The organism is Paraburkholderia sp. GAS32, from assembly GCF_050434225.1.
Taxonomy (GTDB): domain Bacteria; phylum Pseudomonadota; class Gammaproteobacteria; order Burkholderiales; family Burkholderiaceae; genus Paraburkholderia; species Paraburkholderia madseniana.
The window spans coordinates 246,664-265,343 of the sequence record NZ_JBNPVS010000007.1 but is presented as its reverse complement, the minus strand read 5'-3'; the positions used below and the strand labels follow the sequence as shown (position 1 = coordinate 265,343).

The 18,680-nt window shown below is 64.8% G+C and carries 19 protein-coding genes; 13 read left to right on the top strand and 6 right to left on the bottom strand.

Annotation, left to right across the window (positions count from 1 at the left end):
• Window positions 1–274: 274 nt before the first annotated feature.
• Window positions 275–1,972, top strand: coding sequence for an isovaleryl-CoA dehydrogenase (locus P3T25_RS11860; RefSeq protein WP_429358159.1), 1,698 nt, complete (start codon window positions 275–277; stop codon window positions 1,970–1,972).
• Window positions 1,973–2,015: 43 nt separating this feature from the next.
• Window positions 2,016–3,434 (top strand): coniferyl aldehyde dehydrogenase, encoded by a 1,419-nt coding sequence (locus tag P3T25_RS11855; RefSeq protein ID WP_429358158.1) that lies wholly within the window; start codon window positions 2,016–2,018, stop codon window positions 3,432–3,434.
• An 8-nt stretch (window positions 3,435–3,442) separates the two neighbouring features.
• Here the strand turns inward: P3T25_RS11855 and P3T25_RS11850 are convergent, their stop codons facing one another.
• The 5 genes from P3T25_RS11850 to fliE all read right to left on the bottom strand — a co-directional run bounded on the left by P3T25_RS11850 (window position 3,443) and on the right by fliE (window position 6,708).
• Entirely contained in the window at window positions 3,443–3,808 is a 366-nt protein-coding gene (locus tag P3T25_RS11850; protein ID WP_097390661.1) for an EscU/YscU/HrcU family type III secretion system export apparatus switch protein, read from the bottom strand.
• Window positions 3,808–5,238: a flagellar hook-length control protein FliK gene (locus P3T25_RS11845; RefSeq protein WP_429358157.1), complete on the bottom strand. Its 1,431-nt coding sequence runs from the start codon at window positions 5,236–5,238 to the stop codon at window positions 3,808–3,810. Before P3T25_RS11845 ends, P3T25_RS11850 begins: the two co-directional genes overlap by 1 nt.
• 81 nt (window positions 5,239–5,319) lie before the next feature.
• Window positions 5,320–5,646 (bottom strand): flagellar protein FliT, encoded by a 327-nt coding sequence (locus P3T25_RS11840; RefSeq protein WP_429358156.1) that lies wholly within the window; start codon window positions 5,644–5,646, stop codon window positions 5,320–5,322.
• Entirely contained in the window at window positions 5,643–6,077 is a 435-nt protein-coding gene (fliS, locus tag P3T25_RS11835) for a flagellar export chaperone FliS (protein WP_093640913.1), read from the bottom strand. The genes P3T25_RS11840 and fliS overlap by 4 nt, the downstream gene beginning before the upstream one ends.
• Before the next feature lie 295 nt (window positions 6,078–6,372).
• On the bottom strand, window positions 6,373–6,708 hold the full coding sequence (fliE, locus tag P3T25_RS11830) for a flagellar hook-basal body complex protein FliE (RefSeq protein ID WP_171927620.1): 336 nt from the start codon (window positions 6,706–6,708) through the stop codon (window positions 6,373–6,375).
• A 237-nt stretch (window positions 6,709–6,945) separates the two neighbouring features.
• Here fliE and fliF point away from each other — a divergent pair, with 237 nt between their 5' ends.
• The 6 genes from fliF to P3T25_RS11800 all read left to right on the top strand — a co-directional run bounded on the left by fliF (window position 6,946) and on the right by P3T25_RS11800 (window position 14,146).
• Window positions 6,946–8,745, top strand: coding sequence for a flagellar basal-body MS-ring/collar protein FliF (gene fliF, locus P3T25_RS11825; protein WP_171927621.1), 1,800 nt, complete (start codon window positions 6,946–6,948; stop codon window positions 8,743–8,745).
• Window positions 8,735–9,730, top strand: a complete 996-nt coding sequence (gene fliG, locus P3T25_RS11820) for a flagellar motor switch protein FliG (protein ID WP_054040817.1) — start codon at window positions 8,735–8,737, stop codon at window positions 9,728–9,730. Before fliF ends, fliG begins: the two co-directional genes overlap by 11 nt.
• Window positions 9,717–10,400 (top strand): flagellar assembly protein FliH, encoded by a 684-nt coding sequence (gene fliH / locus P3T25_RS11815; RefSeq protein ID WP_171927622.1) that lies wholly within the window; start codon window positions 9,717–9,719, stop codon window positions 10,398–10,400. The genes fliG and fliH overlap by 14 nt, the downstream gene beginning before the upstream one ends.
• Window positions 10,394–12,097, top strand: a complete 1,704-nt coding sequence (gene fliI / locus P3T25_RS11810) for a flagellar protein export ATPase FliI (RefSeq protein WP_429358155.1) — start codon at window positions 10,394–10,396, stop codon at window positions 12,095–12,097. Before fliH ends, fliI begins: the two co-directional genes overlap by 7 nt.
• A 2-nt stretch (window positions 12,098–12,099) precedes the next feature.
• Window positions 12,100–12,549, top strand: a complete 450-nt coding sequence (gene fliJ / locus P3T25_RS11805; RefSeq protein ID WP_154559838.1) for a flagellar export protein FliJ — start codon at window positions 12,100–12,102, stop codon at window positions 12,547–12,549.
• Between the two features lie 61 nt (window positions 12,550–12,610).
• Window positions 12,611–14,146, top strand: coding sequence for a flagellar hook-length control protein FliK (locus P3T25_RS11800; protein WP_429358154.1), 1,536 nt, complete (start codon window positions 12,611–12,613; stop codon window positions 14,144–14,146).
• 759 nt (window positions 14,147–14,905) lie between these two features.
• Here the strand turns inward: P3T25_RS11800 and P3T25_RS11795 are convergent.
• Window positions 14,906–15,133: a hypothetical protein gene (locus P3T25_RS11795; protein ID WP_429358153.1), complete on the bottom strand. Its 228-nt coding sequence runs from the start codon at window positions 15,131–15,133 to the stop codon at window positions 14,906–14,908.
• Between P3T25_RS11795 and fliL the strand changes: the two genes are divergently transcribed.
• The 5 genes from fliL (at window position 15,132) to fliP (ending at window position 18,654) form a co-directional block, all read left to right on the top strand.
• Window positions 15,132–15,638 carry a flagellar basal body-associated protein FliL gene (gene fliL / locus P3T25_RS11790; protein WP_429358152.1) on the top strand — a complete coding sequence of 169 codons (507 nt, stop codon included), beginning with the start codon at window positions 15,132–15,134 and terminating at the stop codon, window positions 15,636–15,638. The genes P3T25_RS11795 and fliL overlap by 2 nt on opposite strands.
• Window positions 15,639–15,715: 77 nt before the next feature.
• Complete coding sequence (gene fliM, locus P3T25_RS11785) at window positions 15,716–16,714, top strand: flagellar motor switch protein FliM (protein WP_154559841.1); 999 nt, start codon at window positions 15,716–15,718, stop codon at window positions 16,712–16,714.
• A complete protein-coding gene (gene fliN, locus P3T25_RS11780) occupies window positions 16,707–17,171 on the top strand; it encodes a flagellar motor switch protein FliN (protein WP_093640882.1) in 465 nt (154 codons plus the stop codon). The genes fliM and fliN overlap by 8 nt, the downstream gene beginning before the upstream one ends.
• Entirely contained in the window at window positions 17,168–17,812 is a 645-nt protein-coding gene (fliO, locus tag P3T25_RS11775; RefSeq protein ID WP_429358151.1) for a flagellar biosynthetic protein FliO, read from the top strand. The genes fliN and fliO overlap by 4 nt, the downstream gene beginning before the upstream one ends.
• Window positions 17,812–18,654 carry a flagellar type III secretion system pore protein FliP gene (fliP, locus tag P3T25_RS11770; protein ID WP_429358150.1) on the top strand — a complete coding sequence of 281 codons (843 nt, stop codon included), beginning with the start codon at window positions 17,812–17,814 and terminating at the stop codon, window positions 18,652–18,654. Before fliO ends, fliP begins: the two co-directional genes overlap by 1 nt.
• Window positions 18,655–18,680 lie beyond the last annotated feature (26 nt).

The following is an 18,680-nucleotide window of genomic DNA, read 5'->3' as shown; positions in this document are numbered from 1 at the left end:
CCCTGTCTAGTACACACTTGTCTACGTGCGTTTTATCGGCATTGTAGGGAGCGTTCGGTTGCGACGGCGGGTTCGTGTCAGAGCGATCCCTCTAAACGAAAGCCCTCCCGCGACCCTATGATGAAAGACGCGCGTGCGCCCGTCAGGCCGCCGCGCAGCGCATTCAAACACGGCGCCCCGCGCGCCGTCCTCAGAGCGTGCGGCACGACACGCCACGATAAAACAGCACACCGTCGATCAGCGACGGCGCGCATCCGGTGAACGGAGACAGCAGATGGAACGGCACAGCATCGGCCACACTCACGACGTGACAAATCAGGCGCCTCCGCTAGCGGATTACAACCTGTTTTCGAGCGACGTGGCGTTGTCCGCCGCGCTCGAACGCGAAGGGGCCGCGTGGCATCGCGAGGCGCTGCTGCGGCACGGTGCGGCGCTCACGACGCCGGAGACACTCGCGCTCGCCGAACTGGCGAACCGCCATACGCCCGAATTGATCACGCACAGCCCGCGCGGCGAACGCATCGACGCGCTCGAGTTTCATCCTTCGTGGCATATGCTGCTGGGGCTGTTGCGCCGCGAAGGCCTGCACGCGTTGCCGTTTTCGGATCCGCAACGCGGCGCGATGGTCGCGCGTTGCGCCGGCTACTTCCTGCACGCGCAACTCGAATCCGGCTCCCTTTGCCCGCTGACGATGACCTTCGCGAGCATCCCGGTGCTGCAACGCGAACCCGCGTTGTTCGAGACGCTGCGCGACAAGCTCTACGCCCGCGAACACGATCCACGCGACCTCCCGCTCACGCAAAAAACCTCGGCGATGATCGGTATGGGTATGACCGAAAAACAAGGCGGCTCGGACGTGCGCAGCAACCAGACGCGTGCCTACGCCACGCGCGGCAGTGGCCGTGGTGCGGAATATCGCCTTGTCGGTCACAAATGGTTTTTCTCCGCGCCGCAATGTGACGCGCATCTGGTGCTGGCCCACACCGACGATCACGAAGGCCTGTCGTGCTTCTACGTGCCGCGTTTCGCACCGGACGGCAGCAAGAACGCCGTGCAGATCCAGCGCCTGAAAGACAAGCTCGGCAACCGCTCGAACGCCAGCAGCGAGGTCGAATTCTTCGACGCGTTCGGCATCATGATCGGCGACGAAGGCCGCGGCGTGCCGACCATCATCGAAATGGCGAACTACACGCGGCTCGATTGCGTGATCGGCAGCGCGGCCTTGATGCGTGCGGCGCTGGTGCAGGCGATCCATCATGCGCGGAACCGCAGCGCCTTCGGCCGGCAACTGGCTGATCAGCCGCTGATGCGCAATGTGCTCGCCGACCTGGCGCTGGAATCGGAAGCCGCGACGGTGCTGTTCATGCGACTCGCGCGCGCGTTCGAAGCGTCGGCCGATGCATCGTCGGCTGCGCCCGCCGAGCGCGCGTGGCGCCGGATCGTCACCCCGGCAGCGAAGTTCTGGGTCTGCAAGCGCACCCTCGAATTCACCGGCGAGGCGATGGAAGTCTGGGGCGGCAATGGTTATGTCGAAACCGGTCCGATGGCGCGCTTCTATCGTGAAGCGCCCGTCAATTCGATCTGGGAAGGCTCGGGTAACGTGATGTGCCTCGACGTGCTGCGTGCCATGGAGCGCGAGCCCGAAGCCGCGCAGGCCCTATTCGCCGCCTGGCAAGCGGATGCACAAGGGCACCCGGCTTTGAGCGCCGCGCTCGGCAAGCTCGCCGCCACGCTTAACGGACCCGCCGAACATCGCGAAGCCTCCGCACGACGGATCGCGCAGCAGATCGTGCTGATCGCACAAGCCACCTTGCTGGTGAAGCACGCGCCGCCGGAAGTCGCCGATGCCTTCATCGCGACGCGTCTCGCCGACGGCTGCGGCGAGAGCGGCCGGGTGTACGGCACGCTACCGGCGACGTTCGACCACGCCGCGATCATCGAGCGGGCATTTAACAGCACAACACACCAATAAGCGCGACTCAACGCGCACGTCATCCATCAGGGAGTGGACACACATGAAGAACGATTTGCCAGAAGTCGTCGCGCTCGAAGCGCTGCTGCGCGATCAACGCCACGCGTATTTGCGCGCGCCGTATCCGTCATGGGAAGCGCGTGCCGGCCATCTGAAAGCGCTGCGCAAAGTCATGCTCGACAACCGCGACGCACTCGCCGACGCGATGAACGCCGACTTCGGCAATCGCGCGAAACAGGAAGTGCTGCTCGCCGAATTCCTGCTGATCAAGGGTGAGATCGACGCCGCGCTCAGACACGGCAAACGCTGGATGAAAGCGCAACGCCGCAGCACCAACAAATGGCTGATGCCGGCGCGCGCGAAAGTGGTGCCGCAGCCGCTCGGCGTGGTCGGCATCATCGTGCCGTGGAATTATCCGGTGCTGCTCGCAGTCGGCCCGCTGATCAGTGCGCTGACGGCCGGCAACCGCGCCATCATCAAGATGTCGGAGCTGACGCCGCGCACCTCGGCGCTATTCGAGCAGTTGATCGGCCAGACCTTCGCGCGCGACCACGTCGCCGTAGTGAACGGCGATGCGGGATTGGCCGCCGCGTTCAGCGCGCAACCGTTCGACCATCTGCTGTTCACCGGCTCGACCAAGGTCGGCCATGAAGTGATGCGCGCCGCCGCCGAACATCTGACGCCGGTCACGCTCGAACTGGGCGGCAAGTCGCCGGCCATCATCGGTCAGCATGCGCGCTTCGACAACGCGGTGGATAACCTCGTCGCCGGCAAGACGCTCAACGCGGGCCAGACCTGCGTCGCGCCGGACTACGTGCTGGTGCCGCGCGGCAAGGAGCAGGCATTCATCGAACGGGCACGCGCGCGGATGGCGACGATGTACCCCGACTTTGCGCGCAACCTCGACTACACATCGATCATCTCGGAGCGGCACTTCGTTCGGCTGCAACGTCTCGCCGACGAAGCGCAGGCCGCCGGCGCGCAACTGCACACGCTCACCGACAGCACACCCGACGAGGCAAGCCGCCGCTTCCCGCTGATCGCGGTCACGAATGCGCCGGATGAAAGCGCGCTGATGCAGGAGGAAATCTTCGGCCCGCTACTGCCGATCGTCCCCTACGACACGCTCGACGACGCAATCTCGTGGATCAACACGCGTCCCCGCCCGCTCGCGCTGTATCTCTATGCCGACGACAGTGCGACCATCGACCGCGTCACGCGCGACACCATCGCGGGCGGCATGGCGATCAACGAAACGCTGATGCATCTGGCGTGCGAAAGCCTGCCGTTCGGCGGCGTCGGTGCGAGCGGGATGGGCGCGTATCACGGCTACGAAGGCTTCGTCACCTTCTCGAAGATGAAGCCGGTGCTGACACAGGCGCGCCTGAACGCGCGCGGATGGATCTCGCCGCCGTACGGCAAGCGGGTGAATGCGCTGCTCAAGCTGATGATGAGGTTTTGACGAGGCACTCAGCGCCTCGGCGCCCCACCGGAAACGTCCGCAATGTCCGTGGCGACCACATCCGTGACGTCCTGCGCGGCGGCCACGCCGCTTTCGGGCTCATGCTCCGCGCCGCTTTCCAGCCGATGCAGCCAAGCGAGCAACTCGGCCACCGCCTGATAAAGCTGCGGCGGAATCCGCGTGTCGAGGTCGACCTGCATCAGCAACGAGACCATTTCCGGCGCTTCGTGCACGTACAGCCCGGCTTCCTTGGCGCGCTGCACAATCATCTCGGCCAGCATGCCGTAGCCTTTGGCGATCACGCGTGGTGCGGGATCGCTGCCTTGTGCGTCGTAGACGAGTGCGGCCGCGCTGCGGCGATGTTTGCGGCTCATCACATATCCCAATCGAAATCGTCGGGCGGCGCAGCTCCCGGGCGGGCGACACGCGCTGTGCGGCGCGCCGCCGGCGCTTTATCGGCCGCCGCGGCCGCCGCAGCAGCCGACGCCGAACGCGCATAAGCCGAGGCCGCTGCCTGCCCGGCCGCCGCCGCGCCCGCAGCCCCCGCCGCGCTAGCCGGCATGCCGCCGCCGATCTCGCGAATCGTCAGTCCGTTCAGTTCGATGCCCGCTGCCGCGAGCCGCTGCCGAAAGTTCTCACCCTGCGCCGCCAATCGGGCCGCACCGGCCGGACTCGCTTGGACGCGCGCGACCAGCCGCATGCCGGTCAGCGTCAGGTCCGCATCGACGGTACCGAGCGTGGGCAGCGACAGCGTCAGCCGCGTACGCCACGGCTGGCCGTCCTCACTCGCCGTGCCGCCGCCGCTGCGATCCCATTCGTCGCCTTCCTGCTCGATGGTCCAGTCGAGTTTGGCGCCCGGCCATGCTTCACCGGTCCAGCGAAACTGCCCGGTGGCGAGCAGATCGAGTTGCTGACGCACCAAAGGAACCGTCGCGGGATGAACCGCGGCTGCCATCGATTGCGAGTTTTGCGACGACCCGTCGTCGGCCAGTTGCGCCGCGGCGCTGTGCACGCTCGAGTGCGCCGGCTGGCCGTTCAGGTCGGACAGAGAACTCGCCAGCACCTCGCCGGCCACGAAGCGCGCGGCCTGCGCGGTCTGGATCGACGGCATCGCGCGGGCTGCCGCGTTGCCATCCGGCGCGCCGTTGGCCGGACCGTTGGACGCCGCACCCATGCCTGGCCGGCCTGTCGCATTAGCGGGAGAAGCCGGATCGGCGTCGCTCGCCCAGTCGAGCGGCATTTGCGCGGCGGCGGCCACCAGCTTGTTTTGCGCCTCGCCGGCCAGTGCGGCGGGCGGGCGCTGGCCGGCCAGCCATTGCGCGAGATGGGATTCGTAGAACAGGCCGCTTTCGCCGACCGTCTGTTCGAGCGCGGCCGCAAGTGCCGCGACCGGCACTTGAGCCGCCGCCACATTGGCGGTGGCCGTCGTACCGGTGGTAGCGGCGGTATTCGGATTCGCGGATGAAGCAGCAGGCGTGGCGGCCGTATCGAACAGCGCAAAGCCGCCGGCTTCGACGTCGAGCGCCGGCGCGGCCGGCCAGATCGGCATCTGGCCGAGCACCGCCGGGGTTGCCTCGCCGCCAGAGTTCACGATCGCATTGAGCGTGAGCGCGACGGCGGACAGCGCGGTTTGCGCGGAAGCCGGCGGCGTGGCGGGGGGCGCAACAGGGGTGGTATTGAGAACCTCGGTATCGACCCCCGCCGCGCCAGTCTGCGAGGCGGTCGCACTACCCGGCGTGAGATTGAGCAGACTGTCGACCCGGTTCGCGAGCAGCGAAGTGACGACCGCGTCGATTCCGTTCATACCGATTCCTTGGTCACATTGACAGCAACGCGCTCAGATCCAGTCAGGCGGACTCAAGCAGCGCCTTGCTCGCGGGCAAACTCAGCGCGCCCCGTACAGTTCCTTGAGCACACGAGTCGGCCGTCCGGCGAACAGCGCCGACAGATTGGCCATGCGCGGATTCGCCAGATCGCGGATCGCAGCGTCGTCAGCCAGGATCTGACGGATCAGCGCGTATTTGCGCAGGCGCTCCGCATCGTCCAGTCTGACGCCGGATTCCGCGTCTTTCAACGCGTCCACCAGCTTCCGATAGTCCTCCTGCAAGTGGACCAGATCGTTCCACAGGGCTCGCCGGGCAGCCGTCAGCATGCGGCGGGAAATCGCTGCAATCGCCTCGTAGCGGGCGAAATATTCTGCGTTCGATGTCATCTCATGCTTTCCGCGGCCGGCTGGGCTGCCATCCGCGCGATCTCCGGGGCAATCCCGATCCATGCCTCTTCGAGCGTCGCCAGCAGGCCGTCGACTTCGACCAGCATCGCCTCGCTCTGTTTTATATTGGCTTCGAGCAGCCGCCGCGACATATAGCTATATAGCGCGTCCAACCGCTCTGCAATCTCACCGCCCACCTCAAGGTTCAGCGACAGTTGCAGCCCGCTTTCGACGATCTGAATCGCCTTGCCGATCGCCTCACCACGCGCCGACACATTGCCTTGCTGCACATGCATGCGCGCTTGCGCAATCGCCTGCCGGGCGCCCTGATACAACATCACGATCAGGCGATGCGGACTCGCGCCCATCACCCCTGTCTCGACGCCGACGCGCGCGTACGCATTGGCTCCAGAGTGTCCTGGGGAAAACATCGGCGCTCCTCCTTTCTTCTACTGCGGTTGGTCGCGGCACCCCATCCGTGCACGTTGCCGCACCCGGATTTCTGCCTGTATCTGGTTATCGGATAGGCAGCGGGAAAGCTTTAGGCCGTTGTAAGGAGGATTAAGGGGCCGATAGGGGCGATACCGCGCTGAGCGTGGCAAGGCCGCCTGCCACGAAGCGCCTCGAGGGCGCATCGGGCGGACAGTCCTGTCGTGAAGCCACACAGCGTTGCATCTGGGCGCACGCGTTCGGGCGGGCGGAACAGCCCTGTCGCCCGATGCGCACTTACACCTGCATCTGCATGATGTCGTTATAGGCCGTCACCAGCTTGTTGCGCACCTGCAGGCCGAACTGGAAGCCGATGTTGGCCTTCTGCCCGTCGACCATCACGTCGTTCAGCGAGACATTCGACGCGCCGAGTTCGAACGCCTGCGCTTCGCCGGCCGCTTTGGTCTGATCGCCGCTGATCTTGTCCAGCGAGGCCTTCAGCGCCGAGGCGAAACCGCCGGCCGTCGCCGCACCGGACTGGCCGGCCACCGGTGTGTTGCCGCCGGCCGCTTGCGCCGCCATCGACTGCATCTGTTGCAGCGCCGACGAGAGCGCGTTCACGGGCAAAGTCATGTTCTCTCCAGGGAATGACGACCGGCATGCCGGAAACCGTACCGATCTGAACGAAAGCATAGCAGTGGGTCATCAGGGAAAGCCCCGAAACTAGGGGGGAAACCCGGCTCTATTCAAGCAATCGGGTTGAGCCGCGCTGCGGATAATTTCAATGGTGAAAGTCTCTGTCCGCACGCCTGCCGACCCTCGGCGCGCTCAAGCGGCAGAACGCAAAGGCATCCCGGAGATACCCGACGCATGGATTCGTCAGCCAACTCTTTGATCAACCCAGACGCCCGCATGGGCCTCGCCGGCGCACAGCCGGGCGCCGGTGCTGCCGGCACCGGCCAGGCCGGCGGTGCCGCGGACCTCGGCGGCCTTGGGAGCAACCTGGGCGGCAACTTCGGCCAGCGTCTATCAGGTCTCGCGCAAATGCGCGGCAACCCGCGCGCCCCGCTGATTTTCGCGGTCGCGCTGCTGGTCGCCATCGTCGCGGGTCTGTTCCTGTGGTCGCGCGCACCGGACTACAAGGTGCTCTACAGCAACCTGTCGGACCGCGACGGCGGCGCCATCATCACCGCGCTGCAGGCGGCCAACATTCCCTATAAGTTCTCCGACGCCGGTGGTGCGATCCTCGTGCCGGCCGAGCAGGTGCATGAAATGCGTCTGCGTCTGGCTTCGCAAGGTCTGCCCAAGAGCGGCTCGGTCGGCTTCGAACTGATGGACAACCAGAAGTTCGGCATCAGCCAGTTCGCCGAGCAGATCAATTACCAGCGCGCGCTGGAAGGTGAACTGGAGCGCACAATCGAGTCGATTTCGTCGGTGAAGTCGGCGCGCGTGCATCTGGCCATTCCGAAGCCTTCCGTGTTCGTGCGCGACAAGGAAGCGCCGTCGGCTTCCGTGCTGGTCAACCTCTACCCGGGCCGCGCACTCGACGAAGGCCAGGTGCTGGCGATCACCCATATGGTGTCCTCGGCGGTGCCGGATATGCCGGTGAAGGGCGTGACCATCCTCGACCAGGACGGCAACCTGTTGACGCAGCCGTCCACCGGCAGCGGTCTGGACGCCTCACAACTCAAGTACCGCCAGCAGATCGAGCGCAACACCCAGCAACGCATCGACGCGATCCTGTCGCCGCTGTTCGGTTCCGGCAACGCACACTCGCAGGTCAGCGCCGATATCGACTTCTCGCACACCGAGCAGACCTCGGAAAACTACGGCCCGAACGGCAACCCGCAACAGTCGGCGATCCGCAGTCAGCAAACGAGCACCGCCACCGAAATGTCGCAAGCCGGGGCCTCGGGCGTGCCGGGCGCGCTGTCGAACCAGCCGCCGCAACCGGCCTCCGCACCGATCACGGCGGGCAACGGCGCGAGCGGCGTGACCACGACGCCGGTCAGCGACCGCAAGGATTCGACCACCAACTACGAACTCAACAAGACCGTGCAGCATCTGGAACAACCGATGGGCGGCATCAAGCGCCTGTCGGTGGCGGTGGTGGTCAACTATCTGCGGGTGGTCGACGCCAAGGGCCACGCGACGATGCAACCGGTCACCGCCGACAAGCTCGCGCAGGTCAACCAGTTGGTGAAGGACGCGATGGGCTTCGATCAGGCGCGCGGCGACTCGGTCAACGTGGTCAACAGCCCGTTCACCGCCGACATCGACCCGGACGCCGACCTGCCGTGGTGGCGCACGCCGGACATGATCGCGCTTGCCAAGCAGATCGCGACCTACCTCGGGATCGGCGCAGTCGCCCTGTTCCTGTACTTCGTGATGGTGAAGCCCGCGCTGCGCCGCGCTTTCCCGCCGCCGGAGCCGGTCGTCGCCGCCGCGCTGCCATCGCCGGACGAGCCTGTGCTGCTGGACGGCATCCCCGCCGCCGAGCGGGCGGGTGCGCCAACCGTCGCCGAACTGGAAAGCGACAACGAATTGCTCGCGCTGGAAAACTCGAAACACAAATACGAACGGAATCTGGAATTCGCGCGCAACATCGCCCGCCAGGATCCGAAGATCGTCGCAACCGTCGTGAAAAACTGGGTGTCCGATGAGCGCTGAAGGCGTAATGAAGAGCGCGCTCCTGCTGATGTCGATCGGCGAGGAAGAAGCCGCGCAGGTGTTCAAATTCCTCGGGCCGCGTGAGGTCCAGAAGATCGGCGTGGCAATGGCCGCGCTGAAGAACATCACGCGCGAGCAGATCGACGAGGTCCTGCAGGAGTTCGTGCGCGAGGCCGAGAAGCACACGGCGCTTTCGCTCGATTCGAGCGACTACATCCGCTCGGTATTGACCAAGGCGCTCGGCGACGACAAGGCCGGCGCGATCATCGACCGGATTCTGCAGGGCAGCGATACCAGCGGTATCGAAGGCCTCAAGTGGATGGACTCCGCGGCGGTGGCCGAACTCATCAAGAACGAGCACCCGCAGATCATCGCGACCATCCTCGTTCACCTGGACCGCGATCAGGCTTCGGAAATCGTCGCCTGCTTCACCGAGCGGCTGCGTAACGACGTACTGCTGCGGATCGCCACGCTCGACGGCATCCAGCCGGCCGCGCTGCGCGAACTCGACGATGTGCTGACGGGCCTCCTGTCCGGCAGCGACAACCTGAAGCGCAGCCCGATGGGCGGCATCCGCACGGCGGCCGAAATTCTCAACTTCATGTCGAGCAACCATGAAGAAGGCGTCATCGAGAACGTTCGCCAATACGACGCGGAACTCGCGCAGAAGATCATTGATCAGATGTTTGTGTTCGAGAACCTGCTCGATCTGGAAGACCGCGCGATCCAGCTGTTGCTGAAGGAAGTCGAGTCCGAGGCGTTGATCATCTCGCTGAAGGGCGCGCCGCCCGCGCTGCGCCAGAAGTTCCTGTCGAACATGTCGCAGCGTGCTGCCGAACTGCTCGCCGAAGACCTCGATGCGCGCGGCCCGGTCCGCGTCTCCGAAGTCGAGACGCAGCAACGCCGCATCCTGCAGATCGTGCGCAATCTGGCGGAAAGCGGCCAGATCGTTCTAGGCGGCAAGGCGGAAGATGCATATGTCTGATCAGAACTCCACAGCGAAGGAGCGCCTCTCGGCCTACCAGCGCTGGGAGATGGCCTCGTTCGATCCGGTGCCGCCGGCGCCGCCCGAACCCGAAGTCGACGACGGCGCGTTCGAAGCCGAACTCGAACGTCTGCGCGACGCCGCGCATGCACAGGGCATCGCGACGGGTCACGTGGCCGGGCAGGCGCTCGGTTATCAGGCCGGTTATGAGCAAGGCCACGCACAGGGTTTCGAGCAAGGCCAGAGCGAAGCACGTGAAGAAGCGGCGCGCCTCGCCGCGCTGGCCGAAACCTTCAAGGCAGCACTCGACGGCACGCAAGGCGCGATCTCCGAGACGCTGGTCGCATTGGCGCTGGACATCGCCCAACAGGTGGTGCGCCAGCATGTGCAGCACGATCCGACCGCGCTGATTGCCGCCGCCCGCGAGGTGCTGGCCACCGAACCGGCGCTGGTCGGCGCGCCGGCGCTGATCGTCAGCCCCGCCGACCTGCCGGTCGTCGAAGCCTATCTGATGGAAGAACTGCAAACGCGCGGTTGGACCGTGCGTACCGATCCGTCGGTCGAGCGCGGCGGCTGCCGCGCGCAAGCCGGCACCGGTGAAGTCGACGCCGGTATCGACACGCGCTGGGAGCGCGTCGCCGCCGCACTCGGCAAGGTGAGCACATGGTGAAGCCGACACTCGAAGAGATCCGCGCCAGCGATCTGACGCCGCTCGAACGCGAGCTGGCGCTGGCGTCGTTCGGCGCCGAGGCGCTGGCGGATGTGCCGGCCGCGGTGACACCCGCTGCGGCCGCCGTCGCAGCCATCGACGCCGCGCTGCGCGATCCCGCTCACGGGCATCCGGGCGCCGGGCATCCGGGCGCCCGGCACCAGGCGAAGGGAGCGGCGGCGAGCCGAGAATCCGCCGCTGCGAGCCGTGAATCTGCCGTTTCTTCGAGTCCCGCTTCCCCCCCTCCCGCCCCTGCCCCGTACGATCCCGCACTCGACAGCAATCCGCACATGCAAGCCTGGCGCGGCCGGCTCGACGCGCTGCGCGCCCGCAACGCAATCGCCAAGCCGATGCGTGCCTGCGGACGTTTGACCCGCGCCGCCGGTCTGGTGCTCGAAGCGGTCGGCCTGCGCCTGTCGGTGGGCGCCGAAGTGATGATCGAACTGCCCTTCGGCAGCTCACTGGCGATGGCCGAAGCCGAAGTCGTCGGTTTCTCCGGCGACAAACTGTTTCTGATGCCGACCACCGAAGTGATCGGCCTCTTGCCTGGCGCACGCGTGTACCCGCTCGAAAGCGCGCCGATCGCCGATCCGATGGCGGGCGCGAAGCGCCTGCCGGTCGGCTGGGAATTGCTCGGCCGCGTGCTGGACGCGTCCGGCCGCCCGCTCGACGGCCTCGGCCCGCTCGGCGCGCATGCCGATGCGCCGCTGTCCTCGCCGGTCATCAATCCGCTGAACCGCGAGCCGATTCACAAGGTACTCGACGTCGGCGTGCGCGCGATCAACGCGCTCCTGACCGTGGGCCGCGGCCAGCGCATGGGCCTGTTTGCCGGTTCGGGCGTCGGTAAGTCGGTGCTGCTCGGCACGATGGCGCGCTACACCAGTGCCGAAGTGATCGTGATCGGTCTGATCGGCGAACGCGGCCGCGAAGTGAAGGAATTCATCGAACAGATTCTTGGCGAGGAAGGCCTCGCGCGCTCGGTCGTCATCGCCGCGCCGGCCGACGTCTCACCGCTCTTGCGGATGCAGGCCGCATCGTATTCGACCTCGCTCGCCGAATATTTCCGCGACCAGGGCAAGCACGTGCTGCTGTTGATGGATTCGCTGACCCGTTACGCGATGGCGCAGCGCGAAATCGCGCTTGCCGTTGGCGAGCCGCCTGCCACCAAAGGGTATCCGCCTTCGGTGTTCGCCAAGCTGCCGGCGCTCGTCGAACGGACCGGCAACGGCCCGGCGGGCGGCGGTTCGATCACCGCCTTCTACACCGTGCTGACCGAAGGCGACGACCAGCAGGACCCGATCGCCGACTCCGCGCGCGCGATTCTCGACGGCCACATCGTGCTGTCGCGCTCGCTCGCCGAGGCCGGCCACTATCCGGCGATCGACATCGAAGCCTCGATTAGCCGGGCAATGACCGCGCTGATCGACGATAACCATCTCGCGAAGACGCGTATGTTCAAGCAGATGCTGTCGCGCTATCAGCGCAACCGCGATCTGATCAACGTCGGCGCCTATTCGAGCGGGCGCGACGCGCTGCTCGACCGCGCGATTGCGCTGTATCCCCGGATGGAAGCGTTTTTGCAGCAAGGTTTTCGCGAATGCGCGAACTTTGAACCGAGTCTCGAGATGCTGGACGCTCTGTTTGCCCAAGGAGGCTGACGATGGCGAAACACTTTCCGATCAAGACCCTCATTGGCCTCGCCCAGGACGACGTCGACGCCGCCGCACAACGTCTGGGCCGCGCGCAGCGCGAGCGCAACGACGTGCAGTCGCAGCTCGACTCGCTGGTGCAGTACCGCGACGAATATCACGCGCGTTTCACTGCGACCGCCCAGACTGGCATGCCCGCCGGCAACATGCGCAATTTCCAGGCATTCATCGACACGCTCGATGCCGCCATCGAACAGCAGCGCAACCTGCTGGTGACGGCCAACGCGCGCGTCGAGGCGGCCAAGCCCGACTGGCAACGCCAGAAGCAGAAGCTCGGCTCGTATGAAGTGCTGCAGGCGCGCGGCGTTGCCGCCGAAGCGAAAACCATGGCGCGGCGCGATCAGCGAGATTCAGACGAACACGCCGCCCGCATTCTGAGGATGCGTGTCGAGGGCGTCTGATGCGCCCGGGCACCGCTTCGATTGACCGAACACCCCGTTTGACGGATTGACAGGATTCCCTATGTCGCTTCTTTCACAGATCGGCTCACTGCTCGGCTCGGCCAGCAGCACGTCCACCAGCGCGGCGATGGCCGCTGCGGCGAACGCCAAGCCGTTCTCGCAAACCCTGCAGCAGAGCATCGATCTGCAAAACAACGCGGCCGCGCAGAGCGCGAGCAAGCCGCCGGCTCCGTCGTCCTCTTCGTCTGCGTCCGCTTCGTCGTCCTCGGCAGCTTCGTCCAGCGTGCATGACGCGCCGCCGCCGCCCGATCCTTCGACGAAGAGCCAGGATGCCGCGAGCAGCAACACGGACAACAGCAATTCGACGAGCGCTTCCTCGTCCGGCTCATCGTCGGCTTCGTCGTCGGCTTCCGCTGCCAATACGCAGCAAGCCTCGACCGACAAGACCGGCGCGACGCCCGCGAAGTCCGGCAACACGACTATGCAGACCGATGCTGCCACCGCAGCAGCGGCTGCCGCTGCACAGGCGCAGGCTCAAGCGCAGGCCAATGCGAATAGCGCCACCGACCCGACGACCGCTGATCCCGCCACGGCGCTGACTGACGCTGCGACCACGCTGCCCGGCACGGGCACGGACACGACGACGGGCACCACCACGGGCAAAAAGACTGGCGCGACCGATTCGAAGTCGGCGCAGGACGCCTTGCAGGCGGCGCTGGCCGCGCTGGCGAGCGGCCAGGGCGTGGTTCCGCCACAGGCACTGGCGAGCGGCGCGGCAGCGAATGCCGCAACGGCGGCGAACGGTTTGGGTGCTGGCACGAGTAACGGACTCAGCGGAACGGCGGACGGCAAGACACTGGCAGCCGGTTTGTTCGGCGACGGCAAGGGATCGAGCGCAGGCAAGACCGCGTTGACGGCTGCTGCCACGACCGTGGCGGATCCATCGGCGGCAGCGAAGGCAGCGGCTGACGCGCTGAGCGCGACGGCGACTGCGACGGCCGGTGGTGCGCAGGCTGACGATCTCGCGTCCTTCAAGAGTGCAGCGGATGCCGCGACTGCTGCGCTGGCGGCTGGCCAGGCTGCGGCGAGCGCCGCGAGTACGACGGCGGCCGTGCAGACGACGGGTAATACCGGTGCTGCCGAAGTGGCGAATACGTTGTCACCGCAGGTGGGCACGACGGATTGGGAAGACGCGTTGAGTCAGAAGGTGGTGTTTTTGTCGAATGCGCATTCGCAGAGTGCCGAGCTGACTTTGAATCCGAAGGATCTGGGGCCGCTACAGGTTGTGTTGCAGGTTGCCGATAACCATGCACATGCGTTGTTTGTTTCGCAGCACCAGCAGGTGCGGGAGGCTGTCGAGGCGGCGTTGCCGAAGCTTCGCGAGGCGATGGAGTCCAACGGTATTGGGCTTGGGAGCGCTAGTGTTAGCGATGGGTTTGCCCGGCAGGGCGGGCAGCAGCAAAGTGCAGATTCGGGGCGCTCTGGGGCGCGCGGTGGTGCTGGGGGTTTTGCCGGCGGCGCTGGTTCGGATTCTGATTCTAGCGTTGCTAATGTTGCCGTTCGGCGGACTGTTGGGTTGGTTGATACGTTTGCTTAATCTGGGTTTTTTGCCCGGTCGGGCGGGGGATTGCCTGCGCGGCGCTTGCTTGTCAGTGTTCTTAGGGCTTTGGCCTTTCCTTGAATTGTTAGTGGTCTATTAGCGTTGCCCCTGTGCGGGGCGGCACCTACTTTTCTTTGCCGGCTGCAAAGAAAAGTAGGCAAAAGAAAGCAGCTCAAACCGCTACTGCTAAGTGGGCACCGTAGTTTGCAAGCGCTAGTGGTACATCTGGAATCCGTGTTCTCGCACACTCCGCGTTAGTGACAAAGGACTCATCCGCTCCCACTCCGCACTACGTGCGTCGCGGACGGGTCTGCCAGGGAAACCAAGGGCTTCGGTTCAGGTCTGTGGGAGCAGTCGGCTTCGCCTCGGCGAAGCGCCTCTGCAGTCATGCAGCCCTCACTTCCAATGAAGGCCGTGTGTCGCAACACTCGTAGCTGTGCCTATTGATAGTGATATGCAATGGCAAACCGTGGTTCCGAGTGAAACATGGGAGTTGAAACGTAGCGGGTGGTTTTATGAACTGCTCTTCGGCGCGCGCAGCGCCGCCGGAAGTATGACGCCCTTGTCACAAGCCTATGCAGGTGCACGAACACAGATTCCAGATGCACCACTACCCGCAGCAGACCACGGTTCCCACTTAGCATTGGCGGTTTGAGCCGCTTTCTTTTGCCTACTTTTCTTTGCGGCATGCAAAGAAAAGTAGGTGTGTAGTGGTTCCGCCCCGCACAGGGGCAACGCTAATACACCACTAACAAATCAAGGAAAGGCCAAAGCCCTAAGAACACTGACAAAAAGCGCCGCGCAGGCAACCCCTCCCCCACCGAAGGCAAAAAAACCTAAAACCAGCGCCGTCAGGCAATCCCCGCCTGAAAGGCAAAAACAAGAGATAGCCCTCAATAACCCTTCTTTTCGACCCATCGCGCCGCAGGCAAATAAACAACAATCACCATCACCAGCACTAAAGGCAAGCAAAGCAAACCTCATGGCAACCACGACCGCAAACCAGCAAGCCGCGCCCGCTTCCCCGGGCCCCTTGAAGCGCATCATCCTGATCGTCCTCATCGCGATCATCGCCGCAGGCGCTGCCGGCGCTGGTGTGTGGTTCTTCATGTCCAAGCGCAGCCCGGCCCCCGCGTCAGCACCAACCGCCAGCGCACCGGCGCCGCTCCCCGTGCCGCTCTTCTTCCCGCTCGAATCGATGACAGTCAACCTGCAATCGGACGACGGCCAGCAACACTTCCTGCGAATCGGCCTGACGCTCAAGCTCAACGACCCGAAAACCCAGCAGGAACTCTCCGACCATATGCCGGAAGTGCGCAGCCGCATCCTCCTCGCACTGTCGAACAAACATCCGGAAGAACTCGCGCCGCTCGAAGGCAAACGCGCGCTCGCCACCGAACTCCAGACGCTGATCGAACAGCCGACCGATAAGGGCGCCGCGCCGATCCACGTCCAGGACGTGCTGTTCACCGAATTCGTCGTGCAGTGACGTTCTCCGTGACGTTCTCAGTGGCGTTATTAAGCGCCGCCATCATCAACCGCTTCGGGACGCACGAGGAATAAGGAATGGGCCACGAAGAGTTCATGTCCCAGGAGGAGGTCGATGCCCTCCTCAAGGGCGTCACCGGCGAGTCCGACTCGGAAGCCGAGCAGACCGATCGTGCGGGTGTACGCCCGTACAACATCGCGACGCAGGAACGCATCGTCCGCGGCCGGATGCCCGGCCTCGAAATCATCAACGACCGCTTCGCGCGTCTGTTGCGCGTCGGTATCTTCAACTTCATGCGGCGCTCGGCGGAAATTTCCGTCGGCCCGGTGAAGGTGCAGAAGTACAGCGAGTTCACCCGCAACCTGCCGATCCCGACCAACCTGAACCTGGTCCACGTGAAGCCGTTGCGCGGCACGTCGCTGTTCGTGTTCGACCCGAACCTGGTGTTCTTCGTGGTCGACAACCTGTTCGGCGGCGACGGGCGTTTCCATACCCGCGTCGAAGGCCGCGATTTCACGGCAACCGAGCAGCGCATCATCATGAAGCTGCTCAACCTCACGTTCGAGCACTACGCGGCGTCGTGGAAAAGCGTGCGGCCGCTGCAGTTCGAATTCGTGCGCTCGGAAATGCATACGCAGTTCGCCAACGTGGCGACGCCGAACGAAATCGTCATCGTCACGCAGTTCTCGATCGAGTTCGGCACGACGGGCGGCACGCTGCACATCTGCATGCCGTATTCGATGATCGAGCCGATCCGCGACATTCTCTCGTCGCCGATCCAGGGCGAGGCGCTCGAAGTCGACCGCCGCTGGGTCCGCGTGCTGTCGCAACAGGTGCAGGCAGCAGAAGTGGAACTGACCGCCGACCTGGCCCAGGTACCGGTCACGTTCGAACAGATCCTGAACATGCGCAAGGGCGATGTTCTGCCGATCAACATCCCCGAACACATCACGGCGAAAGTCGATGGCGTGCCGGTGATGGAGTGCGGCTACGGAATTTTCAATGGTCAGTACGCGTTGCGGGTCCAGAAAATGATCAGCGCAGCCGACACGATGAAGGATGGTGGATATGAGTGACCTGAACGCAAAGACTGAGGCCGAACTGGCCGCTGGCGAGCCGCAACTGGCCGCCGACGCAACCAGCGCCGAAGACGAAGCGGCCATGGCCGACTGGGCCAGCGCGCTGGCCGAGCAGAACGACAACACGGAAGTCAGCGCGACCACGGCCGGCGTGTTCCAGCCGCTCTCGAAGGTCGAACCGACTTCGACGCGCAACGACATCGACATGATCCTGGACATTCCTGTCCAGATGACCGTCGAACTCGGCCGCACCAAGATCGCGATCCGCAACCTGCTGCAACTCGCACAGGGCTCGGTCGTGGAACTGGACGGCATGGCGGGCGAACCGATGGACGTGCTGGTCAACGGCTGCCTGATCGCCCAGGGCGAAGTGGTGGTCGTGAACGACAAGTTCGGTATCCGTCTGACCGACATCATCACGCCGTCCGAACGTATCCGGAAACTGAATCGATGAAATGCGTCGCCGGTCGCGCCATGCAGCATGCGTCGCGCAATGTTCTCAATCGCGCTGTGCTCGCAGCAATGGCAACGACGGCAACGGCCACCCCGGCGCTGATGTTCGCAGTGACCTCGGTGGCGGCACTCGCCCCATCGGCCGCGCACGCGGCCGACATGAACGCGGTCAACAACGCCGCGAAAATCGCGTCGGGTGTGGGTGCGGGCACGGCCGTTCCGGCGCTCGGCGTCGGCGCGGTGTTGCAAACCATCGTCGGCCTGCTGGTGGTGATCGGTCTGGTGTTCGCCTGTGCATGGCTCGCGCGCCGCTTCGGCTTGCAGCCGGCCAATCGCGGCGGCCTCGTGAAGACGATCGGCGGCGCCTCGCTCGGCGGCAAGGAACGAGTTGCGGTGGTGGAGATCGGCGATACGTGGCTCGTGCTTGGCACGGCGCCCGGCAATGTGCGTCTGCTGCACACGATGCCCGCCGGTTCGGCCGCAATCGATCCGGTCGCAGGCACGCAATTGGCCACACCCGGCGCATCGGATACATCGAGTAAAGGCGCCGCGTTGCCCGGCACCTTCGGCCAACGCTTTCGCGATGCTTTAAAAGGCGAAGTGGGCAAACGTTTCAATGGGCAAGGCAGCGGGGATCGGTAATGCAGTTCAGTCTTCTTTCAGTGCACCCCGTGCAATCAGCACATCAAACGCATGCCGCGCGCATGTCCTGCGCCGCCTCGAAAGTCATTCCCGTCCTGCACCGCGTCGCGCCAGTCGTGTTGCCGGCGCTGATGCTCGCGCTGCCGACGCTGTCGTTCGCGCAAACCGCCGGCTTGCCGGCCTTCAATACGAGCCCGGGTCCGAACGGCGGTACGACGTATTCGCTGAGCGTGCAGACGATGCTGCTGCTCACGATGCTGTCGTTCCTGCCGGCGATGGTGCTGATGATGACGAGCTTCACGCGCATCATCATCGTGTTGTCGCTGCTGCGTCAGGCGCTCGGCACGACCACCACGCCGCCGAACCAGGTGCTGGTCGGTCTCGCGCTGTTCCTCACGCTGTTCGTGATGTCGCCAGTGCTCGACAAAGCCTATAACGAGGGCTACAAACCGTTCTCCGAAGGCTCGATGCCGATGGAGACGGCGGTGAGCCGCGGCCTCGCGCCGTTCAAGACCTTTATGCTGCGCCAGACCCGCGAAAGCGATCTCGCACTGTTCGCCCGCATCTCGCACGCCGCGCCGATGCAAGGTCCGGAAGACGTGCCGCTGTCGCTGCTGGTGCCGTCGTTCGTGACGAGCGAACTGAAAACGGGCTTCCAGATCGGCTTTACGATTTTCATCCCGTTCCTCATCATCGACATGGTGGTGGCGAGCGTGCTGATGTCGATGGGGATGATGATGGTGTCGCCCGCCACGATCTCGCTGCCGTTCAAGCTGATGCTGTTCGTGCTGGTCGACGGTTGGCAACTGCTGCTCGGCTCGCTCGCGCAGAGCTTTGTTTAACCGGCTCATTTAACCGGTTCACTCAG